This window comes from Lysobacter helvus (assembly GCF_018406645.1).
Lineage (GTDB): Bacteria > Pseudomonadota > Gammaproteobacteria > Xanthomonadales > Xanthomonadaceae > Noviluteimonas > Noviluteimonas caseinilytica.
Map to the genome: position 1 here is coordinate 2,950,374 of NZ_AP024546.1, position 21,816 is coordinate 2,972,189.

The 21,816-nt window shown below is 67.7% G+C and carries 17 protein-coding genes; 8 read left to right on the forward strand and 9 right to left on the reverse strand.

Translation table 11 applies throughout. The features are described 5' to 3' along the window. Positions 1–29: 29 nt before the first annotated feature. The gene (infA, locus tag LYSHEL_RS14455; RefSeq protein ID WP_036168934.1) at positions 30–248 is read left to right on the forward strand and encodes a translation initiation factor IF-1; all 219 of its coding nucleotides are present in this window, start codon (positions 30–32) and stop codon (positions 246–248) included. Between the two features lie 70 nt (positions 249–318). Here the strand turns inward: infA and clpA are convergent, their stop codons facing one another. Together clpA and clpS are read right to left on the reverse strand one after the other, a co-directional pair. After that, positions 319–2,589, reverse strand: a complete 2,271-nt coding sequence (gene clpA, locus LYSHEL_RS14460) for an ATP-dependent Clp protease ATP-binding subunit ClpA (protein WP_213434747.1) — start codon at positions 2,587–2,589, stop codon at positions 319–321. 103 nt (positions 2,590–2,692) lie between these two features. Further along, positions 2,693–3,013 (reverse strand): ATP-dependent Clp protease adapter ClpS, encoded by a 321-nt coding sequence (clpS, locus tag LYSHEL_RS14465; RefSeq protein WP_036168938.1) that lies wholly within the window; start codon positions 3,011–3,013, stop codon positions 2,693–2,695. An 80-nt stretch (positions 3,014–3,093) separates the two neighbouring features. Between clpS and LYSHEL_RS14470 the strand changes: the two genes are divergently transcribed. The 5 genes from LYSHEL_RS14470 (at position 3,094) to acnA (ending at position 8,755) form a co-directional block, all read left to right on the forward strand. Continuing rightward, positions 3,094–3,603, forward strand: coding sequence for a hypothetical protein (locus LYSHEL_RS14470; RefSeq protein ID WP_213434748.1), 510 nt, complete (start codon positions 3,094–3,096; stop codon positions 3,601–3,603). After that, entirely contained in the window at positions 3,604–4,065 is a 462-nt protein-coding gene (locus tag LYSHEL_RS14475) for an NUDIX hydrolase (RefSeq protein ID WP_213434749.1), read from the forward strand. A 19-nt stretch (positions 4,066–4,084) separates the two neighbouring features. Beyond that, positions 4,085–5,209 (forward strand): tRNA 2-thiouridine(34) synthase MnmA, encoded by a 1,125-nt coding sequence (mnmA, locus tag LYSHEL_RS14480; protein WP_213434750.1) that lies wholly within the window; start codon positions 4,085–4,087, stop codon positions 5,207–5,209. Then, on the forward strand, positions 5,206–5,835 hold the full coding sequence (gene hflD / locus LYSHEL_RS14485; RefSeq protein WP_213434751.1) for a high frequency lysogenization protein HflD: 630 nt from the start codon (positions 5,206–5,208) through the stop codon (positions 5,833–5,835). Before mnmA ends, hflD begins: the two co-directional genes overlap by 4 nt. A 148-nt stretch (positions 5,836–5,983) precedes the next feature. After that, a complete protein-coding gene (gene acnA, locus LYSHEL_RS14490) occupies positions 5,984–8,755 on the forward strand; it encodes an aconitate hydratase AcnA (protein WP_213434752.1) in 2,772 nt (923 codons plus the stop codon). A 49-nt stretch (positions 8,756–8,804) separates the two neighbouring features. Here acnA and LYSHEL_RS14495 read toward each other — a convergent pair whose 3' ends face one another. Continuing rightward, positions 8,805–9,242: a nuclear transport factor 2 family protein gene (locus tag LYSHEL_RS14495; protein ID WP_213434753.1), complete on the reverse strand. Its 438-nt coding sequence runs from the start codon at positions 9,240–9,242 to the stop codon at positions 8,805–8,807. A 146-nt stretch (positions 9,243–9,388) separates the two neighbouring features. On the opposite strand from LYSHEL_RS14495, the gene LYSHEL_RS14500 reads away from it, so the two are divergent. Continuing rightward, entirely contained in the window at positions 9,389–11,068 is a 1,680-nt protein-coding gene (locus tag LYSHEL_RS14500; protein ID WP_213434754.1) for a long-chain fatty acid--CoA ligase, read from the forward strand. Positions 11,069–11,245: 177 nt separating this feature from the next. Further along, positions 11,246–12,118, forward strand: a complete 873-nt coding sequence (locus LYSHEL_RS14505) for a crotonase/enoyl-CoA hydratase family protein (protein ID WP_213434755.1) — start codon at positions 11,246–11,248, stop codon at positions 12,116–12,118. A gap of 59 nt (positions 12,119–12,177) precedes the next feature. Here the strand turns inward: LYSHEL_RS14505 and LYSHEL_RS14510 are convergent, their stop codons facing one another. The 6 genes from LYSHEL_RS14510 to LYSHEL_RS14535 all read right to left on the reverse strand — a co-directional run bounded on the left by LYSHEL_RS14510 (position 12,178) and on the right by LYSHEL_RS14535 (position 21,775). Continuing rightward, a complete protein-coding gene (locus LYSHEL_RS14510) occupies positions 12,178–14,361 on the reverse strand; it encodes a response regulator (RefSeq protein WP_213434756.1) in 2,184 nt (727 codons plus the stop codon). Beyond that, positions 14,361–15,437, reverse strand: a complete 1,077-nt coding sequence (gene rpfG, locus LYSHEL_RS14515; protein WP_213434757.1) for a cyclic di-GMP phosphodiesterase response regulator RpfG — start codon at positions 15,435–15,437, stop codon at positions 14,361–14,363. The genes LYSHEL_RS14510 and rpfG overlap by 1 nt, the downstream gene beginning before the upstream one ends. 136 nt (positions 15,438–15,573) lie before the next feature. Then, on the reverse strand, positions 15,574–15,960 hold the full coding sequence (locus LYSHEL_RS14520; RefSeq protein WP_213434758.1) for a PilZ domain-containing protein: 387 nt from the start codon (positions 15,958–15,960) through the stop codon (positions 15,574–15,576). Between the two features lie 41 nt (positions 15,961–16,001). Next, positions 16,002–17,528, reverse strand: coding sequence for a lysine--tRNA ligase (lysS, locus tag LYSHEL_RS14525; protein WP_213434759.1), 1,527 nt, complete (start codon positions 17,526–17,528; stop codon positions 16,002–16,004). Between the two features lie 14 nt (positions 17,529–17,542). After that, positions 17,543–18,671, reverse strand: a protein-coding gene (gene prfB, locus LYSHEL_RS14530) for a peptide chain release factor 2 (RefSeq protein ID WP_213434760.1) whose coding sequence is annotated in 2 segments (ribosomal slippage) — positions 17,543–18,595 and positions 18,597–18,671 — 1,128 coding nt in all. Because the reading frame shifts where the segments join, the coding sequence is not laid out codon by codon here. A gap of 74 nt (positions 18,672–18,745) precedes the next feature. Further along, complete coding sequence (locus tag LYSHEL_RS14535) at positions 18,746–21,775, reverse strand: VIT domain-containing protein (RefSeq protein ID WP_213434761.1); 3,030 nt, start codon at positions 21,773–21,775, stop codon at positions 18,746–18,748. Positions 21,776–21,816 lie beyond the last annotated feature (41 nt).

Here is a 21,816-nt window from a genome sequence, read left to right on the forward strand (position 1 = left end):
GCCGCCCCGCGCTCTCATCCAGGAAACAAATGGCCAAAGACGATGTCATCGAGTTCGAAGGGACGGTCACCGAAACCCTTCCGAACACCATGTTCCGGGTGAAGCTCGAGAACGGCCACGAGATCATCGCCCACATCTCCGGGCGCATGCGGAAGAACTACATCCGCATCCTCACCGGCGACAAGGTCAAGGTCGAAATGACGCCCTACGACCTGACCAAGGGGCGCATCACGTATCGCATGAAGTAATGTGCGCTAAGTGATTGAAAAAAAAGGCGGCCACTGGCCGCCTTTTTCGTTTACGAGTATCGCTGCGCGCTTACACCGTCACCGGCAGCAGCTTTTCCGGCTCCGGCGAGGCCTCGACGTACAACTCGCCATCGCGCACGTCGATGTTGACCCGGCCGCCGCCCACCAGCTTGCCGAACAGCAGTTCGTCCGCCAGCGGCCGCTTGATCTTGTCCTGGATCACGCGGGCCATCGGGCGTGCGCCCATCAGCGGGTCGAAGCCGTGCTGCGCCAGCCAGTCGCGCGCGGCCGGCGTGGCCGACAGCGAGACGTTCTTGTCGTGCAGCTGCACTTCGAGCTCGATCAGGAACTTGTCCACCACGCGCAGGATGTGGTCGAAGCCCAGCGCCTGGAACTGCACCACCGCATCGAGGCGGTTGCGGAATTCCGGGCTGAAGCCGCGGCGGATCGCTTCCATCGCATCCGTGCTGTGGTCCTGGCGGGTGAAGCCGATCGTGCGACGCGCGGCCTGTGCCGCACCGGCGTTGGTGGTCATCACCACGATCACGTTCTTGAAGTTGGCTTCGCGCCCGTTGGTGTCGGTGAGCGTGCCGCGGTCCATGACCTGCAACAGGATGTTGAAGATGTCCGGATGCGCCTTCTCGACTTCGTCGAGCAGCAGCACGCAGTGCGGCGTCTTGACGATCTTCTCCGTCAGCAGGCCGCCCTGGTCGAAACCGACGTAACCCGGGGGCGCGCCGATCAGGCGACTGACCGAATGCGGCTCCATGTATTCGGACATGTCGAAGCGGACGAGCTCGATGCCCAACTGCAGCGCGAGCTGCCGCGTGACTTCGGTCTTGCCCACGCCGGTAGGGCCGGCGAACAGGAAGTTGCCGATCGGCTTGTCGGGATTTCCGAGGCCCGAGCGCGCGAGCTTGATGGCCGAGACCAGGGTGTCGATCGCCGGGTCCTGCCCGAAGATCACCATCTTCAAGTTGCGGTCGAGGTTCTTCAGCACGTCCTTGTCCGACGCGCTGACCTGCTTGGCCGGGATGCGCGCCATCTTGGCCACGATCGTTTCGATCTCTTCGACATCGATCAGCGACTTGCGCACGGCGGCCGGCAGCAACCGCTGGCGCGCGCCGGCTTCGTCGATGACGTCGATGGCCTTGTCGGGCAGCAGGCGGTCGCCGATGTGCTTGACCGACAGGTCCACCGCGGCCTGCAGCGCTTCGTCGGCGTAGGTGACGCCGTGGTGCGATTCGTAGCGCGGCTTGAGGCCCTGCAGGATCTCGAAGGTCTCGCCCACCGTCGGCTCGACGATGTCGATCTTCTGGAAGCGCCGCGCGAGCGCGCGGTCCTTCTCGAAGATGCCGCGGTATTCCTGGAACGTGGTGGACCCGATGCAGCGCAGTTCGCCCGAGGCGAGCACCGGCTTGATCAGGTTGGACGCGTCCATCGTGCCGCCGGACGCGGAGCCCGCGCCGATGATCGTGTGGATTTCGTCGATGAAGAGGATCGCGCCCGGGTGCTTCTTCAGCTGCGCGAGCACCGCCTTCAGGCGCTTCTCGAAATCGCCGCGGTACTTGGTGCCCGCGACCAGCGCGCCGAGGTCCAGCGCGTAGATGACGGCATCGGCCAGCACTTCCGGCACGTTGCCTTCGACGATGCGCTTGGCCAGGCCCTCGGCGAGCGCCGTCTTGCCCACGCCGGCTTCGCCGACGTAGAGCGGGTTGTTCTTGCGGCGGCGGCACAGCACCTGGATGGTGCGTTCCACTTCGTCGCTGCGGCCGACGAGCGGATCGATCTTGCCGGCGAGCGCGAGGTCGTTGAGGTTGGACGCGAACTCGGCGAGCGCGTCGCCCTTGTGTTCGCTTTCCTCGCCCTGCTTGGCCTCGTCCTGCTGCGGCGATTCCTCGCCTTCGCCCTGGCGCGTGATGCCGTGCGACAGGTAGTTGACGACGTCCAGGCGCGTGACGTCCTGCTGGTTCAGGAAATAGACGGCGTGCGAATCCTTCTCGCCGTAGATGGCGACCAGCACGTTGGCGCCGGTGACTTCCTTCTTGCCGGAGGACTGCACGTGGTAGACGGCGCGCTGCAGCACGCGCTGGAAGCCCAGCGTGGGTTGCGTGTCGCGGCCGTCGTCGTCGGCAAGGCGCGCCACCGAGGTTTCGATGGCCTTGTCGAGTTCGTGGCGCAGGCGGGGGAAATCCGCGCCGATGGCCTTGAGGACGGCCTCGGCGGAGGGGTTGTCGAGCAGCGCGAGGAGCAGGTGCTCGACGGTCATGAACTCATGACGCGCTTCGCGTGCCCGCTTGTAACACTGGCCGATGGTCTGCTCGAGATCCTTGCTGAACATGGTGCGTTGGCCTCCGAAGACTTGGCCGTTGGTGACTGTTCCCCGAGATGGGGGTGCAACCGACCATTTCCAGCCCTTCAATACCGCGACTCACATACGCCGTTTACGCCTTTTCCATGGTGCACAGCAAGGGGTGTTGGTTGACCCGTGCGTATTCGTTGACCTGTGCCACCTTCGACTCTGCGACGTCGCGCGTGAACACGCCGCAGACGCCGCGCCCGCGGGTGTGGACGTGCAGCATCACCTGGGTCGCCTTTTCGAGGTTCATGGCGAAAAACCGCATCAGGACGTCCACGACGAAGTCCATCGGCGTGTAGTCGTCGTTGAGGAGGAGGACGGAATACAGGGGCGGACGCGCGGTTTCCGGCTTGCTGGTCTCGACCATCGCGCCGTGGTCGCGTTCGTGTTCGTGCTTGCGGGCCATGGACGGGATTATAGGGAAGCGTCGTGGACGACCGGCAGCCGTGTCGCCACAATGCCCGAACACACAGGGGACCCATCCACATGCGCCATGCCAAGCCGTTGACCTTGCACGCCTGCATCCTCACTTGTGGCCTGGGCCTGGCGTTGTCCGCCGGCCCTGCCGTGGCCAAGGACCCGCCCAAGCCGGACCTGAAGGTCACGGCGCAGCTGGACGCGGCCGGCATGTCGTACCAGGTGGACGAGGAAGGCGACTACAAGATGGTGTTCGAGATGGAGGACAAGCGGACGCAGGTGGTGTTCCTCCGCGCGCCGGTGGAAACCTTCGGCAAGCGCCGCATCCGCGAGATCTGGTCGCCGGCCTACAAGGCCGAGGCCGACGGGCAGGTCCCGATGGACGTCGCCAATCGCCTGCTCGACGCCACCATGGCCAACAAGATCGGCGCCTGGGCGGCCGAAGGCGACGTGGCGGTGTTCGTCGTGAAGATCGACGCCGACGCCCCCGCCGCAGAATTGCGTGAAACCATCGAAGCCGCGGCCGACACCGCCGATGCGATGGAAAACGAACTCACCCCCGGCAAGGACGACTTCTGAGTGAGCTACCGCGAGGGCCGCTTCTGGCAACCCGACGTCACCGTGGCCACGATCGTGGTCCGCGACGGGCGCCTGCTGGTCGTCGAGGAACGCGTCAACGGCCAGCTCGTGCTCAACCAGCCCGCCGGGCACCTGGAACCGGATGAAAGCCTGGTCGAGGCCGCGCTGCGCGAAACGCGCGAGGAAACCGGTTGGGACGTGCGCCTCACCGGGTTCGTCGGTGCGTACCAGTGGAAGGCCGAGACCGGCCGCCACTACCTGCGCTTCGCGTTCTCCGCCGAACCCGAACGCCACGATCCCGACCGCAAGCTCGACACCGGCATCGAACGCGCGCTGTGGATGACGCCCGCCGAACTCGACGCCGCCCGCGACCGCCATCGCAGCCCGCTGGTGTGGCGCGCGGTCGCCGACCACCTCGCCGGCCGCCGCCATCCGCTGTCGATGGTCCAGCAGCTGGCGTGAGCGTTCGGCCGCACTGCGCATGACCCAGGTCCGCACCATCGTCGGCATGTCCGGCGGCGTCGATTCGTCGGTCGCCGCGCTGTTGCTGCGCGACGCGGGCGAACCGATCGCGGGCTTGTTCATGCAGAACTGGGCCGACGACGGCAGCGGCGACTGCCGGGCCGATGACGATCGCCGCGATGCGGTCGCGGTGTGCGGACGCCTGGGCCTGCCGATCCACTTCCGCGATTTCTCGGGCGAATACTGGGACGGCGTGTTCTCGCACTTCCTCGCCGAATACGCCGCGGGCCGCACGCCGAACCCCGACGTGCTGTGCAACCGCGAGATCAAGTTCAAGCATTTCCTCGACGCCGCGCATGCGCTGGGCGCCGAGCGCATCGCCACCGGGCACTACGCGCGCGTGGCGATCCAGGGCGGCCGCGCGCAGTTGCTGCGCGCCGTGGATCGCAACAAGGACCAGAGTTACTTCCTGCACCAGCTCGGGCAGGCGCAGTTGTCGCAGACGGTGTTCCCGCTGGGCGAACTGGAGAAGGACGCCGTGCGCCGCATCGCGCGCGAGGCCAACCTGCCGACGCACGCGAAGAAGGACTCCACCGGCATCTGCTTCATCGGCGAACGGGACTTTCGCGAATTCCTCGCGCGCTACCTCCCCGCCACGCCGGGCGAAATCCGGGATCCCTCCGGTGCCGTGGTCGGCGAACATCCCGGCGTGTTCTTCTTCACCCTCGGACAGCGCGAAGGCCTGCACATCGGCGGCGTGCGCGGGCGCGCGGCGGCGCCGTGGTACGTGGTGGGCAAGGACGTCGCCACGAATGTATTGGTCGTCGACCAGGGCAGCGACAGTCGTTTCCTGCAATCCGATCGCCTGTGGTCCGAGCCCGCGCACTGGATCGCCGGCGCCCCGCCCGCCACGCGCTTCACCTGCACCGCGCAGACGCGCTATCGCCAGCGCGAAGAGCCCTGCACGGTGACGGTGGAAAGCGACGGATCGGTGGCCGTCGCGTTCGATCGGCCGCAGCGCGCTGTCACGCCGGGACAATCGCTCGTGCTGTACGACGGGGATGCGTGCCTCGGGGGTGCGATCATCCTGCGCACCGACGCCCCCCTCGATCCTTCCTTCCCCCGGGAGTTCCACGCCGCATGAGCCCAGCCGCCAATCCGCTCGACGATCGCGCCATCGCCCTCGCCGGCCTCGTGCAGGCGTTGCGCCAGGTGCGCCAGATCGCCGAAACCGGCCAGGCCGACAGCGCCGTGCTGCAGACGGCGCTCGACAGCGTGTTCCGCATCGACGCCACCTCGCCGCTGGAGATCTACGGCAACGCGCACGCCGTCGCGCCCGGGATGCAGTTGCTGTTCGACTATTTCGCCAACGAAGGCGATGCGAAGGATGCGTTGCTGCCGCGCCTGGCGCTGTCGGTGATGCAGCTGGAACGCCGCTTCGTGCGCGAAGGCGCCACCGCGACGAAAGTGCAGGAAGGCCTGCTCGCGCTCGCGCCCACCGCCGAGCGCCTCGGCAGCACCCATCCCGACGTGCTGGCCTCGCTCGGCACCCTGTACGCCGATACCGTCAGTCACCTGCGTCCGCGCGTGATGGTCCAGGGCAACCCGCATTACCTCGGCCAGGCGGCCATCGTTTCGGAAATCCGCGCCGTGCTGCTCGCGGCGCTGCGCTCGGCGGTGCTGTGGCGGCAAATGGGCGGCAGCCTGTGGGATTTCCTGCTCCGCCGGCGCGCGCTGGTGGGCGCGGTGCAATCGCACCTGCGACTCTGAACCGGGGCGCGCGGGGACCGCGCGTAAACCCAAATTTGGGAACCGACGGTTCGATCCGGCATAATTCGCGGGCTCAGCGACGCCCTTTCCGTGGTTTTCCCGCGGATCGCAGGCCGCCCCCACTCGCACGCCCCACGGAGCCCCACGCATGGCCGACTCCTTCGCCACCCGCGCCCAACTCGACGTCAACGGCAAGTCGCTGACGTATTACAGCCTGCCGCGCCTGTCGCCGCGCTTCGACCTGTCGAAGCTGCCCTACTCGATGAAGATCCTCCTCGAGAATCTGCTGCGCCACGAAGACGGCGTGACCGTCACCGCCGAACACATCGAAGCGGTCGCGACGTGGGACGCCAAGGGCGACGACGAAACCGAAATCGCATTCATGCCCGCGCGCGTGGTGCTGCAGGACTTCACCGGCGTGCCGTGCGTGGTCGACCTGGCCGCGATGCGCGACGCCGTCACCAAGCTCGGCGGCGACGCCAACCGCATCAACCCGCTGATCCCGTCGGAACTGGTCATCGACCACTCGGTGCAGGTCGACGTGTTCGGCCGCGCCGATGCGCTGGAACTCAACGGCAAGATCGAATTCGAGCGCAACCTGGAGCGTTACAGCTTCCTGCGCTGGGGCCAGAAGGCGCTGCGCAACTTCAAGGTGGTGCCGCCCAACACCGGCATCGTGCACCAGGTGAACCTCGAGAACCTGGCGCGCGTGGTGGTGGAACGCGAAGTCACCAACATCGACGGCACGACCGAACTGCAGGCGTTCCCGGACACCGTGTTCGGCACCGACTCGCACACCACGATGATCAACGGCATCGGCGTGCTGGGCTGGGGCGTCGGCGGCATCGAAGCGGAGGCGGCGATGCTCGGCCAGCCGTCCTCGATGCTCATCCCGCAGGTCGTCGGCTTCAAGCTGACGGGCAAGCTGCCGGAAGGCACCACCGCCACCGACCTCGTGCTCACCGTGACGCAGATGCTCCGCGCGCTCGGCGTGGTCGGCAAGTTCGTCGAGTTCTACGGCGACGGCCTGCAGCACCTGCCGCTCGCCGACCGCGCGACGATCGCCAACATGGCGCCGGAATACGGCGCGACGTGCGGCATCTTCCCGATCGACAACGAAGCGCTCACCTACATGCGCCTGTCGGGCCGCAGCGAAGAACAGATCGCGCTCGTCGAGGCTTACGCGAAGGCGCAGGGCATGTGGCACGACGCGGCCACGCCGCACGCCACGTACTCGGCCACGCTCGAGCTGGACCTCGGCGACGTCAAGCCCTCGCTCGCCGGCCCGAAGCGTCCGCAGGACCGCGTGCTGCTCGAGAAGGTGAAGGACAACTTCCACGCCAACCTCGAAGGCCTCACCGCCACGCGCGGCGCGAAGAAGAACGAACTCGTGCGCATGGACGCCGAGGGCGGCGACCAGCCGCAGGCCGAACACCTCGCCGCCAGCCCGAAGTCGAAGATCCGCATCCAGGACCAGGATTGCGAACTTACCGACGGCTCCGTGGTCATCGCCGCGATCACCTCGTGCACCAACACGTCCAACCCGGCGGTGATGCTGGGTGCGGGCCTGCTCGCGCGCAACGCGGTGAAGCTGGGCCTGAAGGTCAAGCCGTGGGTGAAGACTTCGCTCGGCCCGGGTTCGCTGGTGGTCACCGATTACCTCAAGAAGGCCGGCGTGCTGGCAGACCTGGAGAAGCTCGGCTTCTTCGTCGTCGGCTATGGCTGCACCACGTGCATCGGCAACTCCGGCCCGCTGCCGGACGAAGTCTCGCGCGGCATCGCGGAGAACGAACTGGTCGTCGGTTCGGTGTTGTCGGGCAACCGGAACTTCGAAGGCCGCGTGCATCCCGAAGTGAAGATGAACTACCTCGCCTCCCCGCCGCTGGTGGTCGCCTACGCGCTCGCCGGCACGGTGGACATCGACATGACGAAGGAACCGCTCGGCCGCACGCCGGACGGCAAGGACGTCTTCCTGCGCGACCTGTGGCCGACCAACAAGGAAATCGGCGACACCATCGCCGCCACCGTGGGCCCGGAACTGTTCGCGCAGAACTACGCCGACGTGTTCAAGGGCGATTCGCGCTGGAACCAGATCGCTTCGCCCGATGGCGCGGCGTACGCGTGGGACGCAAAGTCGACCTACATCAAGAATCCGCCGTACTTCGACGGCATGACGATGGAAGTCGGCCACATCGCCGACATCCACGGCGCGCGCGTGCTCGGCCTGTTCGGTGATTCGATCACCACCGACCACATCTCGCCGGCCGGCAACATCAAGAAGGATTCGCCGGCGGGCCGCTTCCTGCAGGAACGCGGCGTGCAGCCGGCGGACTTCAACAGCTACGGTTCGCGCCGCGGCAACGACGACGTCATGGTGCGCGGCACCTTCGCCAACATCCGCATCAAGAACCTGATGTTCGGCGGCGAAGAAGGCGGCAACACGCTGTACTTCGACAAGCGCGGCGCGGAAGGCGAAAAGCTCGCCATCTACGACGCGGCGATGAAGTACAAGGCCGACGGCGTGCCGCTGGTGGTGTTCGCGGGCAAGGAATACGGCACCGGTTCGTCGCGCGACTGGGCGGCCAAGGGCACCAACCTGCTGGGCGTCAAGGCCGTGGTGGCCGAAAGCTTCGAGCGCATCCACCGCTCCAACCTGGTCGGCATGGGCGTGCTGCCGTTGCAGTTCATGGACGGCCAGAACGCGAAGTCGCTGGGCCTCACCGGCGCCGAGACGTTCGACATCACCGGCCTGGACGACGGCAAGGCGCGCACCGCCACCGTCGTCGCGCGCGGCCCCGATGGCGAGAAGCGCTTCGACGTGCGCGTGCTGCTGCTGACGCCGAAGGAAGTCGAGTACTTCCGCAACGGCGGCATCCTGCATTACGTGCTGCGCCAGCTGGCGTCCAAGAAAGCGGCGTAAGCCAACGCACGCAAGATCGGGAAAGGCGGCTCCGGCCGCCTTTTTCGTTTCAGGACTTCGGCGCCCACTCCGCGCTCACCAGCTTCCAGTCGCCGCCCACCCTGCGCCAGCCGGTGGTGACATCGAACACCTGGCCCGAATCGGGCAGCAGGCCGCCCGCGCCGCCGGTCACCGCCGCGGTGAACTTCACCGTGGCGCCCTCCCCTTGCATCGCGATGTCCATTGGGCCGAACGTCGCGCCCACCGTGCGGTTGCGCAGGAAGATCACCTGCGCGAACCGCTTGGCCTGCGTGCGATCCATCCCGTCGGGTCCGATGAAATCGTCCGCGAGCCCGTCGGCCAGCGCGCCGGCATCGCGCGCTTCGATCGCCGACTGCATCGTTGCGATGTCGCGCCGCAATGCGACTTCCGGGGCATCGCGCTTGCACCCCGCGATGGCGACGGCGAGCGACAATGCGATCAACAAGGTGCGCAGGACAGCTGGCATCGCAATCTCCCGGAGGCTGCCGGCAAGGCTAATCCAGCGCCTTGCCAGCCTGTAGTGCCTATGCTCCAATCGGCCGCGACCGTACGGCAGCGGATTTTCCTGCGCCTTCCGGCACCGTCAGCAGTAGATCCCGGGGAGATCGCAGCATGCAGGTTGAACGTCCGTGGCTGTCCAGTTATCCGCAGGGCGTGCCCGCGGAGATCGATGTCGACGAATTCCCGTCGATCGTCTCCGTGCTGCAGTCCTCGCTGGAGAAATTCCGCGACCGGCCCGCGTTCGCCAACCTCGGCAAGGTGATCACCTACGCCGAGATCGATCGCCTCAGCCAGCAGTTCGCCGCCTACCTGCTGGGCGAGCTCAAGCTCAAGAAGGGCGATCGCGTCGCGATCATGATGCCCAACTGCCTGCAGTACCCCATCGCCACCTTCGGCGTGCTGCGCGCGGGCCTCACCGTCGTCAACACCAATCCGATGTACACGGCACGCGAGCTCAAGCACCAGCTTGAAGACTCCGGCGCCAGCGTGCTGGTCGTGCTCGACAACTTCGGCGCCGTCGTCCAGGAAGTGCTTGCGGAAACGCAGGTGCGCCAGGTGGTCACCACGGGCCTGGGCGACATGCTCGGTTTCCCGAAGGGCCCGCTGGTCAATTTCGTGCTGCGCCACGTCAAGAAGATGGTGCCGGACTATTCGCTGCCGGGCGCCATCCGCTTCCGCGATGCGCTCACCCTCGGCCAGATGCATCCGCTGCCGCAGGTGGCCATCGATGCCGAAGACCTCGCCTTCCTGCAGTACACCGGCGGCACCACCGGCGTTGCGAAGGGCGCGATGCTCACGCACCGCAACCTCGTGGCCAACATGCAGCAGGCCGCGGCGTGGATCGGCACCAACGTGCGCTATGGCGAAGAATTGATCATCACCGCGTTGCCGCTGTACCACATCTTCGCGTTGACGGCGAACGGCCTGGTCTTCATGAAGTTCGGCGGCCTCAATTACCTGATCACCAATCCGCGCGACATGCCCGCGTTCGTGAAGGAACTCAAGAAAGTCCCCTTCACCGCCATCACCGGCGTCAACACGCTGTTCAACGGGTTGCTCAACACGCCGGGCTTCGACTCGATCGACTTCTCGCGCCTGCACCTCACCCTCGGCGGCGGCATGGCCGTGCAGCGCGCGGTGGCCGAGCGCTGGAAGAAGATCACCGGCGTCACCCTGGTCGAGGCCTACGGCCTGACCGAAACCTCGCCCGCCGCGTGCATCAACCCGATGGACCTGGCCGAGTACAACGGCTCGATCGGCCTGCCCGTCCCGTCCACCGATGCGTGCCTGAAGGACGAATCCGGCAACCGCGTCGCCCAGGGCGAAGTCGGCGAGCTGTGCATCAAGGGCCCGCAGGTCATGAAGGGCTACTGGCAGCGGCCGGACGAAACGGCCAACGTCATGGACGCCGAAGGCTGGCTGCACACCGGCGACATGGCGAAGATGGACGAGAAGGGTTTCTTCTACATCGTGGACCGGAAGAAGGACATGATCCTGGTGTCCGGCTTCAATGTTTATCCCAACGAAGTGGAAGACGTGATCGCGATGCTTCCCGGGGTCCTGGAAGTCGGCGCGGTCGGCGTGCCGGACGAGAAGTCCGGCGAGGCGGTCAAGGTGGTCATCGTCCGCAAGGACCCCAACCTCACCGCCGAAGAGGTCAAGGCGCACGCCAAGGAAAACCTCACCGGCTACAAGCAGCCGAAGTACGTGGAGTTCCGCACCGAGCTGCCGAAGACCAACGTGGGCAAGATCCTGCGTCGCGAACTGCGCGGACCCACGCCCGCGGCCTGATTCTTGCATCGGTTTCCAGTGACCGAATCATGGGGTGACCGCTCGTCGCCCCGTGACTGTAAACGCTTGCATTTTCACTCGGTCCTCGCGCCAGCCGGGGTGTAGCATCCCCCACGTGGGCTATTGCCCGCCCGCTGCCCACCCCTGTTCGCGGACGGGTTCCCAAGGGGAACGACCATGAGCAACATCGAGAAGCTGCAGCGCAGCTCCCGCTTTCCCACCATGCGTGTGGAATCCGAACCGAGCGGCGCCAGTCATTGGCTGTACATGCACGCAGACGCCGGCACCGGCATTCGTCCTTGTTTCCGTACGGAACTCATGGACGAAATGTGGCGCTTCCTGAACAGCATCACGCTGACCAAGAACCAGCGCCGCCCGGGCGTCATGCGCCATGTCGTGCTCGCCTCGGACGCCCCCGCGTTCAACCTCGGCGGCGACCTCGAACTGTTTGCCCGCCTCATCCGCGACAACAACCGCGAACAGCTGCTCGGTTACGCACGCAAGTGCATCGACGGCGTGCACCACTTCCACACGGGCCTGGGCGGCGACGTCCGCACCATCGCGCTGGTCCAGGGCGACGCGCTCGGCGGCGGCATGGAACTCGCGCTGTCCTGCCACACCATCGTGGCCGAGCAAGGCGTGGGCATGGGCCTGCCGGAAGTGCTGTTCGGTCTGTTCCCGGGCATGGGCGCCTATTCGTTCCTCTGCAAGCGCGTGTCGCCGCAACTGGCCGAAAAGATGATCCTCAGCGGCGAGATCTATTCCTCCGACGAACTGCACAAGATGGGCGTGGTCGACATCCTCGTGCCGAAGGGCGAAGGCGCCTCCGCGGTGCAGGACCTCATCCGCAACCAGCAGCGTTCGCCGCATGCGCACCTGGCGCTCAACCAGTGCCGCGCGATCGCGCAGCCGGTGGGCTACGACGAGCTGATGGGCATCACCGAAGTGTGGGTGGATACGGCGCTGGCGCTGGGCGATCGCTCGCTCAAGACCATGGACCGCATCGTCCGCGCGCAGGAACGTCGCTCCGGGGCGGAAGTGGCCGCGTAACGTCAGTCGGGATCGATGTGGAACTGCTGTAGGAAAGACCCGCCTGCGTAATGCAGGCGTCAGCCGTTTTCGTTGTCGCGCGCGGCTTTGTGTCCGCGCGCGTCCAGCGCTGCGCGCCCCTGCGCCATGCGTTCGCGCAACACCGCGAACCGCGCGCGCCATTCCCGCGTGAGCTGCCATTCCGGCAGCCGCATCCATTCGCTGCTGGCCGCGGCCAGCCGCACCAGGCCCAGGTTGCTCGACACGCCCTTCAGCGCGTGCGCGTGGTCGCGGACCTGCGCCCATTCGCCGGCTTCGCCGGATTTCTCCAGCGACGCCAGGCACGCCTCGGCGTCCCGCAGGCATTGCTGGATGAATTCGCGCACGAACGATTCACCCATGCCGAGCGATCCGAGTTCCTCGAGCACGCCCGGATCGAAGTCGTCCTCGCCCATCGGCAATTCCACGCGTGCGTTCGCGGCCGTGGTGGACGAGGCCTGCCCGCTCGTGGCCACCTCGGCCAGGGTATCGAGCAGGCGCGCCGCCACGATGGGCTTGGGCAGGAACGCGCGGGCACCGGCCTGCGCGCATTGCTGGATCGCTTCGGGCGTGACGTCGGCGGTGAGCACGATCACCGGCGTGCGCTTGCCGCCGCCGGCTTCCATGACGCGCAATTCGCGCAGCAGGTCCAGGCCGCTGACGCCGGGCATGTGCAGGTCGACGATCGCCGCATCGAAGCTGTTGGCGGCCAGCGCGTCGAGCACCTGTTCGCCATCGTCCACGCTCACCACGCGGTGCCCCGCCTTCTGCAGCAGGCGCTGCAGCACCATGCGGTTGGCGGCGTGGTCGTCGGCGATCAGCAAGTCCAGCGTGCGCACGCGCGCGCGGTGGCGCAGGAACGGATCGCCGAACGCGATGACGTTGGCGCCCGTCTCGTTGCCGTAGGACACCGGCGCCGGCGACGGTGCTTCGGCTTCGCGCGGCACGCCGACCGGTTGCGCCACGAACGGCACGAGGTCGAACGGCAGTTCCACCCAGAAGCGGCTGCCCCGCATTTCCGAGCTCTCGAAGCCGATGCTGCCGCCCATCGCTTCGGTCAGGCCCTTGGCGATCGTGGTGCCCAGGCCCGTGCCGCCGTAACGGCGCGACAGGCTGGCGTCGGCCTGCTCGAAGGCTTCGAACAACCGCGCGCGCGCCGCGGCCGGGATGCCGATGCCGGTATCGATCACGGTGAAGCGCAGGCGCACCTTGTGGTCTTCGGCGTGCGCGAGCGCGACGTCGAGCTTCACCGAGCCTTCGTCGGTGAACTTGATCGCGTTGCCCGCCAGGTTGATCAGCACCTGACGCACGTGGCCGGCGTCGCCGACCAGGCGTTCGGGCACGTCGGGCGCGACCTTGAGGATGTAGTCGATGCGCTTGTTGCGCGCGGTGGGCTGCAGGATCGCGCCGATGTTGCCGAGCAGTTCGTGCAGCGAGAACTCGACCGTGTGCAGCTTGAGCTTGCCCGCCTCGATCGCCGAGATGTCCAGCACGTCCTCGACCAGCGACAGCAGCGAGCGCGTGGAGGCCTGGATCGTGTTGAGGCATTCGCGCTGTTCGCTGTCCAGGCGCGTGGTGGCGAGCAGTTCCGACATGCCCGCCAGGCCGTTGAGCGGCGTGCGGAACTCGTGGCTCATGTTCGCCAGGAACGTGCTCTTGGCTTCGTTGGCGCGGCGCGCTTCCTCGGTGGCGCGCGTCAACGCGCGCAGCAGGCCCGACAGGTACAGCGGCACTGCGACCAGGCCGAGCAGCAAACCCAGGCCCAGCGTGCGGTTGGCGTGCCAGTAATCGTTGAAGACCAGCGTGGCGCCGAAGCTGGTGGTGGCGCCAAGCACCGCGAGGTACAGGTACCGGTTGCCGAAGCGCAGGCCGTTGCCGACGGTGACCCACATCAGGATGACGTAGACCCACGCGAGCGGTTCGCCCATGCGGATCATCGCCAGGCCCATCAGGCCGTAGTCGGACACCATGCCGATCGCGCGGCGCACGTGCGACACGCCCGGCCGCACGAGGATCGACACCACGATGCCCAGCCCCACCGCGAACCCGGTGGCGACCATGATCAGCACGTCGTGGTATTCGGCGATCGGGCTCGTCGGATCCGGGCCGCGCACCATCAGGTACGCGAGCACCACCGACAACACCGCCAGGCGTACGAGGGCCTGTCCGTGCTCGCTGTCGGGCCGGTTGGTCAATCGCTGCCGGAGGGCGGTCAGCGCCTGCATCAGGCTTCCAGTGCGGGCCGCGAACTGGTGGTGGAGAAGCGCTGGCAGATGTCGTCCAGGCGATCGCGCGAGCGCATCAGCGCTTCCACGCAACGCGGGTCGAACAGGCGACCGCGTTGCGCGTAGAGGTAGGCCAGTGCCGCGTCGATGGTCCAGGCGTCCTTGTACGGGCGCGGCGAGATCAGCGCGTCGAACACGTCGGCCACGGCAACGATGCGCGCCTCCAGCGGGATCGCTTCGCCCACCAGGCCGTCGGGATAGCCGCTGCCGTCGTAGCGCTCGTGGTGGCGCAGCGCGACCGTGGCGCCGGTCTGGATGAAACGGCTCTGGCTGCCGCTGAGCAGCTCGTGCCCGATGCGCGGATGGCGACGCATGATCGTCGTCTCCTGCTCCGTGAGCGGACCCGGCTTGAGCAGGATCGCATCGGGGATCGCGATCTTGCCCATGTCGTGCAGGGGCGCGGCGAGTTCGATCAGGCGCGCTTCGTCTTCGGTGAGCCCGAGGCCTTCGGCGATCAGGCCGGCGACGTGCGCCATGCGCTCGAGGTAGGCGCTGGTGCCGATGTCGCGGTATTCGATCGCGCGCGCCAGGCGCGACAGCGTCTCGCGTTCGCGTTCCTCGACTTCGTTCATGCTCGACAGCAATCGCTGTTCGAGCGAGAGCGCGCGTTGCTTGACGGTCTCGGCCTGCTGGCGCAGGTGCAGCAGGTTGCGGCAGCGCGCACGCAGTTCGCGCGGGCGCACCGGCTTGACCAGGAAATCGATGACGCCGGCCTCGAGCGCGGCCTGGCGGACGGGCTCGTCGCCCACCACCGTGACCAGCACGATCGGCACGTCGCGGTGCACCGGCGGGCGGCGGAAGCGGCGGGCGAACTCCAGCCCGTCCATGCCCGGCATGCGGTAATCGAGCAGCAGCAGGTCCGGGCGGTTGCTCTCGCACCAGGCCAGGGCGGCGTTCGGGTCGCCGAAGTCGTGCACGGCCAGCTCGGGACCGATGTCCTCGAGGATGTGCCGCAGCATCGTTCGCGCCGATGTCTGGTCGTCGACGATGACCACGTTCACTTCATTCACCCGCATGAGATGGCGCCCCCTGGAATCCCTCCCCGGCGTTGGCCCGGAGCATACCCCGCCGTGTCGAGCGGGAGCACTGTTTCTGCTTGCGAACCGGGATGGCGTCCGCAGCGATTCCGCTGGCTTTCACGTTGGGGCGCGCTCAACACGCCTCCTCGTCGTCGTCTCCGCCGTCCCGGACGGTGCCGAACCGGGTCAGCAGGCGCTGCAAGGCCATCTCCAGGCGGTCGGGCATCGGGGCGAAGTGCAGCCCCACCCCGCGCGCGTCGGACCGGGCCACGCGGGCCAGCAACTGCAGTTGCAGCGCCACGCCCGGCGGTCCGGCGACCAGTTCGACTTCCACCGCCTGCCCCAGCGCAAGGCCATGGCCCGCCGGACGGGGCATGGAGAGCCCCGTCACCGAGAGGTCTTCGAGTGGCGCGTGCCAGTCGCCCGCGGGACCCCGGAGGATGGCTTCCCCCGGGAGCGCCACGCGCGAGCGTCGGATGTCGGACTGCGCCGGGGGCGTCATGCCCTGGAACAACGGCAACGACGGCTTGATCCGGCCTTCACACGCGCGGCGGCGATCGATCAGCCGCCGTGCGCTTCGGGCCGCATGTACGGGAACAGCAGCACGTCGCGGATCGACGCCGAATCCGTCAGCAGCATGACGAGGCGATCGATGCCGACGCCCAGCCCGCCGGTGGGCGGCAGGCCCACTTCGAGCGCGCGGATGTAGTCGGCGTCGAAATGCATCGCTTCGTCGTCGCCGCCTTCCTTCGCCTCGACTTGCGCGCGGAACCGCGCGGCCTGGTCTTCCGGATCGTTGAGCTCGGAGAAACCGTTCGCCAGTTCCTTGCCACCGACGAACAGTTCGAAGCGGTCGGTGATGCCCGGCTCGGTGTCGGACTCGCGCGCGAGCGGCGAGACTTCCACCGGGTAGTGCGTGATGAACGTGGGCTGCGTGAGCCCGGCTTCCACCGTCTTCTCGAAGATTTCGAGCAGCAGCTTGCCCCAGCCATCGTTGGCCTTGACCGGGATGCGCAGCGCTTCGCAATGGCGCACGAGCGCGGCGCGGTCGCGGCAGTCGGCGACCGTGATGTGCGGGTTGAGTTCGCGCACCGCTTCTTCCAGGCGCCAGCGACGGAAGCGCGGGCCCAGGTCGATCGCGTTGCCTTCCCACGTCAGCGCGGTGGTGCCGATGGCTTCCTGCGCGGCGTTGCGGATCATGTCTTCGGTGAGGTCCATGATCTCGTCGTACGTGGCGTAGGCCTCGTACAACTCGAGCATCGTGAACTCCGGGTTGTGCCGCGTGCTGACGCCTTCGTTGCGGAAGTTGCGGTTGATCTCGTACACGCGCTCGAAGCCGCCGACGACCAGGCGCTTGAGGTACAGCTCCGGCGCCACGCGCAGGAACAGATCGAGATCCAGCGCGTTGTGGTGCGTGGTGAACGGCTTGGCCGTGGCGCCACCGACGATGTAATGCATCATCGGCGTCTCCACTTCCAGGAAGCGGCGCGCATCCAGCCAGCGGCGGATCGCGGCGATCACCTGCGAGCGCTTGACGAAGACTTCGCGCGATTCGGGCGAGACGATGAGGTCGACGTAACGCTGGCGATAGCGCTGCTCGACGTCGGCCATGCCATGGAACTTGTCCGGCAGCGGGCGCAGCGCCTTGGTCAGCAACCGCAGCGTCTCGGCGCGCACAGACAACTCGCCGGTGCGCGTGCGCGTGAGCTCGCCTTCCACCGCGACGATGTCGCCGAGGTCGAGGTCCTTGAACGTGGCGTACGCGTCGACGCCCAGCACGTCCTGCTTCAGCCACAACTGGATGCGGCCCGATTCGTCCTGCACCTGCGCGAAGCCCGACTTGCCCATGTCGCGCTTGAGCAGCACGCGGCCCGCCAGCACGACGCGGTGCGGTTTCTCCGCGAGCGCCTCGGCGGTCCAGGTTTCGGCGTTGGCGTACGTCGACTGCACATCGCCGGCGTAGTCGGCGCGGCGGAAGTCGTTCGGGAACGCGTTGCCCTTCGCACGCAGCGCGGCGAGCTTGGCGCGGCGCTCGGCGATCAGGCGGTTCTCGTCGTGCGGCGGGATGTCTTGCGGGGTGTCGGTCATTCTTCGCTCGTCGTTCATGCCGCGTCGCTGCGCTTGGAACCGGCCTCCAGGCCGGACTTGAGGCTGGCTTCGATGAATTCATCGAGGTCGCCGTCGAGCACCTTCTGCGTATCGCTGCGCTCGATGCCCGTGCGCAGGTCCTTGATGCGGCTCTGGTCCAGCACGTAGTTGCGGATCTGGCTGCCCCAGCCGATGTCGGACTTGGTGGCTTCCACCGCGTCGCGCACGGCGTTGCGCTTCTGCACTTCCAGTTCGTACAACTTCGCGGCCAGCATCTTCATCGCACGGTCGCGGTTGGCGTGCTGGCTGCGTTCGGTCTGGCACGCCACCACGATGCCGGACGGCACGTGCGTGATGCGCACCGCCGATTCGGTCTTGTTGACGTGCTGGCCGCCGGCGCCGGACGACCGGTACACGTCGGTCTTCAGGTCCGCGGGGTTGATGTCGATGTCGATTTCGTCGTCGACTTCCGGCGAGACGAACAGCGACGTGAACGAGGTATGCCGGCGGTTGTCGGAATCGAACGGCGACTTGCGCACCAGGCGATGCACGCCGGTTTCCGTCTTCAGCCAGCCGTAGGCGTAGTCGCCTTCCACGCGGAACGTGGCCGACTTGATGCCCGCCACTTCGCCGCCGGAGACTTCCAGCAGTTCGGTCTTCCAGCCGCGCGATTCGGCCCAGCGCAGGTACATGCGCAGCAGGATCTCGGCCCAGTCCTGCGCCTCGGTGCCGCCGGCGCCGGCCTGGATGTCGACGAAGGCCGAATGCGAATCCATCTGGCCGGAGAACATGCGCTGGAATTCCAGCTGTTCGACGTGCTTCGCGTAACGCTCGACGTCGGCGGCGATGGCGTTGGCGGTGTCCTGGTCGTCTTCGAGCTCGACCAGTTCGAGCAGTTCGCTCGCGCCGTCCAGACCTTCGGTGAGGTCGCGGATGCCGTTGACGGTCTTGTCTAGCAGCGAGCGTTCGCGGCCCAGGGCCTGCGCGCGCTGCGAGTCGTTCCAGATGTCGGGGCTTTCGAGTTCGCGGTTGACTTCTTCCAGGCGCTCGCGCTTGGCGTCGTAGTCAAAGATACCCCCTCAGCGCATGCAGCCGACCGGAGAGGTCGGCGATGCGCTGGCGGACGGGATTGAGTTCGATCATGGGTGGCGTTTGCTGCGTGTTGCGAGGCCGCGAATGATAGCAGCCGGGGCGCGGGCCCCGGCCGCGTGGCAGGCTCATTTCACGTCGAATTCGCCGACGAACACCGTGTCGTCCTTGCCGTCCAGCCGCAGCGTGACCCGCTGGTCGCGCTGGGCCTTCGTGCCCCAGCCCGTGCTCAGGGACAGCGTGAGCGTGGTGGCGCCGGTGACGATCTGCTGGCGGTCGCCGAAATAGTGCGCTTCCACCTTGTAGCGGCCGGGCCTGGCGTTGCGCAGCACGAATTCCTCGGGGCCGTAGCCGCCGGTGAAATCGTCCGAGATCAGCCCGCCCTGCCGCGTCAGCGTGTGGGCGTAGTAGCACTTCTCGCCGTCCGGATCGGTGACCCACAGGTCCATGTCGCTGTTGTCGCTGTCCCAGGACAGCGCGACCCGCAGGTCCAGCGGCAGGTTGCGGCGCAGGCGGCGATCGACGAAGGCCAGGTCGAGCGGCCCGGGGCTCGTGGCCGCGATCGCGTTGAGCTCGTTGAGCGCGACCAGTTCCACCTCGGAGAAGCGCGAATCCCACGTGCGCGCGACCACGTCGTACAGGTGCGTGATCGCTTCCTGCCGCTGGCCCGTCGCCGCCAGGGCCAGGCCCAGGTCGCGGTGGCTTTGCGGTTCCTCGTCGGCCAGGGCGAGCACGGTGCGGAACACCTCGACGGCGCGCCCGTAATCCTTCGCCTGCATCAGGCGATACCCGAGCACGCGCAGGACGTGGCGGTTCTCCAGGCGCAGTTCGGCGAGGTTGGAGAGCACGCGCAGGGCTTCGGCGCGCCGCCCCTTCTCGAGCAGCAGGTCGGCGACGTCGAGGTAGAAGGCGGTGCTGTCGGCGTGGCTGTCGCGTTCGTCGAGGTAGAGGGCGTAGAGCGCATCGGGTTGCGCGGCGCGCAGGCGGCGGGCGTACGGGGAATCGGGCTGCCAGGGTTGGAGGGTGATGGTGGCGGCGGGGTTGGCTTTCCGCTCGACGCCCGGGGCCAGCAGGCCTTGCGGCGGCGCGGCACTGCGCTGCGAGGCCGCCGCTGCGTCGCGGTCCGATGCCGCGGCCGCCGCGTCCGCAGCCTCGCGTGCATCCACACGCGCCGCGTCGCGTCGCACTTCCAGCGCCTGCGCCTGCTCGGCGGTGAGGATCGTCGTGGACTCCACTGCGGAGACCTCCGGCGCGTTCGCAGCGACAGGCGCGGGAGCGGGAGGAGGCGCTGCGGCGGGCGCTGCAACGTCGCACTCGGGGCATCCCGCGTCGCGGCGCGTTTCCTTCTTCGGGAACTTCGTCTTCCACCACGCGATGCGTGCGTCGAATTCCGACGCCACCTGGTCCAGGCGTTCGCTGCGGGTCTGTGCGCGTTCCTCGCGCTGCTGCGCCTGCAGCCGCGCAACCTCCTCGCGCAAGGCCGGCGGCGGCGCAATGTCGTAACGCACGTAATCCTCGACGGCATCGAGCACGATCAGCGACGTGCCCGGCGTCACCACGCCGAACTGCTGCCCGATGCGCGCGATCTCCGCGCGATTCGCCTCCGGATCGACGGACAACCCCGCGATCTTCCACCCCGCCCACACGCCGCCGACTTGCGGATGCGTGGCATCGCTGGCGGGCATCGCCGCGCGCACGGTCTTGCGCACGCCGTTGTCGGAGAGGGTGAAATCGACGTAGGCGTCGGGATCGGTGACGCGGCCCGCGACGCGCAGCACGCCGTCCTCGACGAAGCGCGACGGCACTTCGAGATCGGTCACGCCGTGCGGCGCGAGGCCGACGATGCGCACGCCTTCGTCGAGCAACGCATGCGTCGCGGCCTCGAGCCCCTGCGTGCCCTGCCATGCGACGAGGCGCCCGTTGCGCTGTTGCGCAAGCTTGCCGAGCCGCACGGTGTCGGAGGCGGCGCCGGCGGTATCGATCGCATACAGGCGTTGCGTGGGCGACAGGCGCGGCAGTTCCTTGGTGCCGTACGTGCGCAGGCCATCGCTGACGAGCAGGTATTCCTCGATCGCGGGATCGGCGGACCAATCGCCGAGATCGCTCGCACCATCCAGCACGGCGCGATCCAGCGCGTTTCGCAACGCGGACCAGTCGCCACCGTGTATGTCGAAGCGGCCGCCGTCTTCGCCGACGTCGCGCAGGAAGCGCAGCACCACCCTGCCCTCGCCCATGCGCGCGAAGTAGCGGTCGAGCAGCGCGAATTCCGCGGCGCGATCGCGCTTGCGCGCCGAGGCCGACGCATCCCACAGCAGGCCGACCGCATGCGGCATCGTGCGCGGCGCGGGTGCGGCGGGATGCAGCGGGACTTCCGCGAGGACGTAGCGTTCGCCCGTGGCCGTCGTGGTCGCGTACGCGGCGGGCGCATCGGCGATCGGAAAGCGCAGGCCGATCGGCGTCGCGGCGCGGAAGGCCGCGCGCTGCACCTGCGCGTCCCACCCATCGCCCGCGCGCGCGAAGCGCAAGCCATCGAACGTGCCGGTGGTCTCCGGCGCCGCACGCAACCCACGCGCCGACACGCGCAACGCGAAGGCCTCCGCCCCCGCGAGCAACTGCACCGGGATATCGAGCCGCCCCATTCCACCTTCGCGACGCAGCACCTCGTCGATCGCCAGCCGCACGCGGCGCGTGCCATTGGCGGGGATCGGATACACGCGCAGGCGGAACTGGTTGCCGGCGGTCTGTTCCAGCAGGCCCGGGTCCACGCGGCGGCGCTCGACGCTCTCGAACACCTGGCGGCCCTGGTCCTTCGGCACCGGCACGGCCTCGCGCATCTGGCCACCGATGTCGAGCGCGAACGCCGCGATCTGCTGGCCCGGCTGCAGCGGGAATTCGAGCGACCCTTCGAGCTGCCGCGCGTTGGGGTTGAGGAGTTCGAGTTCGATCGTGGTGCGCGCCAGGCGCCCGGCGACATCGACGTGCACCGCGGCCGAATGCAGGCGGATGGGCTGCAACCTGGCGGCGACCTCCCCCGTGATCCGCACGAGCGGCGGCGCGGTGACGTCCTGCGGCGGAAGCGAATGGCGACGCTGCGCGTCGACGGTAGTCACGCACAACGTGATCGCGCAGGCGGCGATCGCGACGGACAAACGCTGCATTTTGGGTTCCCCTGGACCGTGGTGCCCCTTGCAACGCTCCC

Coding starts and splice junctions, on each gene's coding strand:
- clpA (WP_213434747.1), bottom strand. CDS start 2,589: ATGTTCAGCAAGGATCTCGAGCAGACCATCGGCCAGTGTTACAAGCGG.
- acnA (WP_213434752.1), top strand. CDS start 5,984: ATGGCCGACTCCTTCGCCACCCGCGCCCAACTCGACGTCAACGGCAAG.
- lysS (WP_213434759.1), bottom strand. CDS start 17,528: ATGACCGACACCCCGCAAGACATCCCGCCGCACGACGAGAACCGCCTG.
- LYSHEL_RS14495 (WP_213434753.1), bottom strand. CDS start 9,242: ATGCCAGCTGTCCTGCGCACCTTGTTGATCGCATTGTCGCTCGCCGTC.
- LYSHEL_RS14535 (WP_213434761.1), bottom strand. CDS start 21,775: ATGCAGCGTTTGTCCGTCGCGATCGCCGCCTGCGCGATCACGTTGTGC.
- infA (WP_036168934.1), top strand. CDS start 30: ATGGCCAAAGACGATGTCATCGAGTTCGAAGGGACGGTCACCGAAACC.
- rpfG (WP_213434757.1), bottom strand. CDS start 15,437: ATGCGGGTGAATGAAGTGAACGTGGTCATCGTCGACGACCAGACATCG.
- LYSHEL_RS14510 (WP_213434756.1), bottom strand. CDS start 14,361: ATGCAGGCGCTGACCGCCCTCCGGCAGCGATTGACCAACCGGCCCGAC.
- LYSHEL_RS14500 (WP_213434754.1), top strand. CDS start 9,389: ATGCAGGTTGAACGTCCGTGGCTGTCCAGTTATCCGCAGGGCGTGCCC.
- mnmA (WP_213434750.1), top strand. CDS start 4,085: ATGACCCAGGTCCGCACCATCGTCGGCATGTCCGGCGGCGTCGATTCG.
- hflD (WP_213434751.1), top strand. CDS start 5,206: ATGAGCCCAGCCGCCAATCCGCTCGACGATCGCGCCATCGCCCTCGCC.
- LYSHEL_RS14505 (WP_213434755.1), top strand. CDS start 11,246: ATGAGCAACATCGAGAAGCTGCAGCGCAGCTCCCGCTTTCCCACCATG.
- clpS (WP_036168938.1), bottom strand. CDS start 3,013: ATGGCCCGCAAGCACGAACACGAACGCGACCACGGCGCGATGGTCGAG.
- LYSHEL_RS14470 (WP_213434748.1), top strand. CDS start 3,094: ATGCGCCATGCCAAGCCGTTGACCTTGCACGCCTGCATCCTCACTTGT.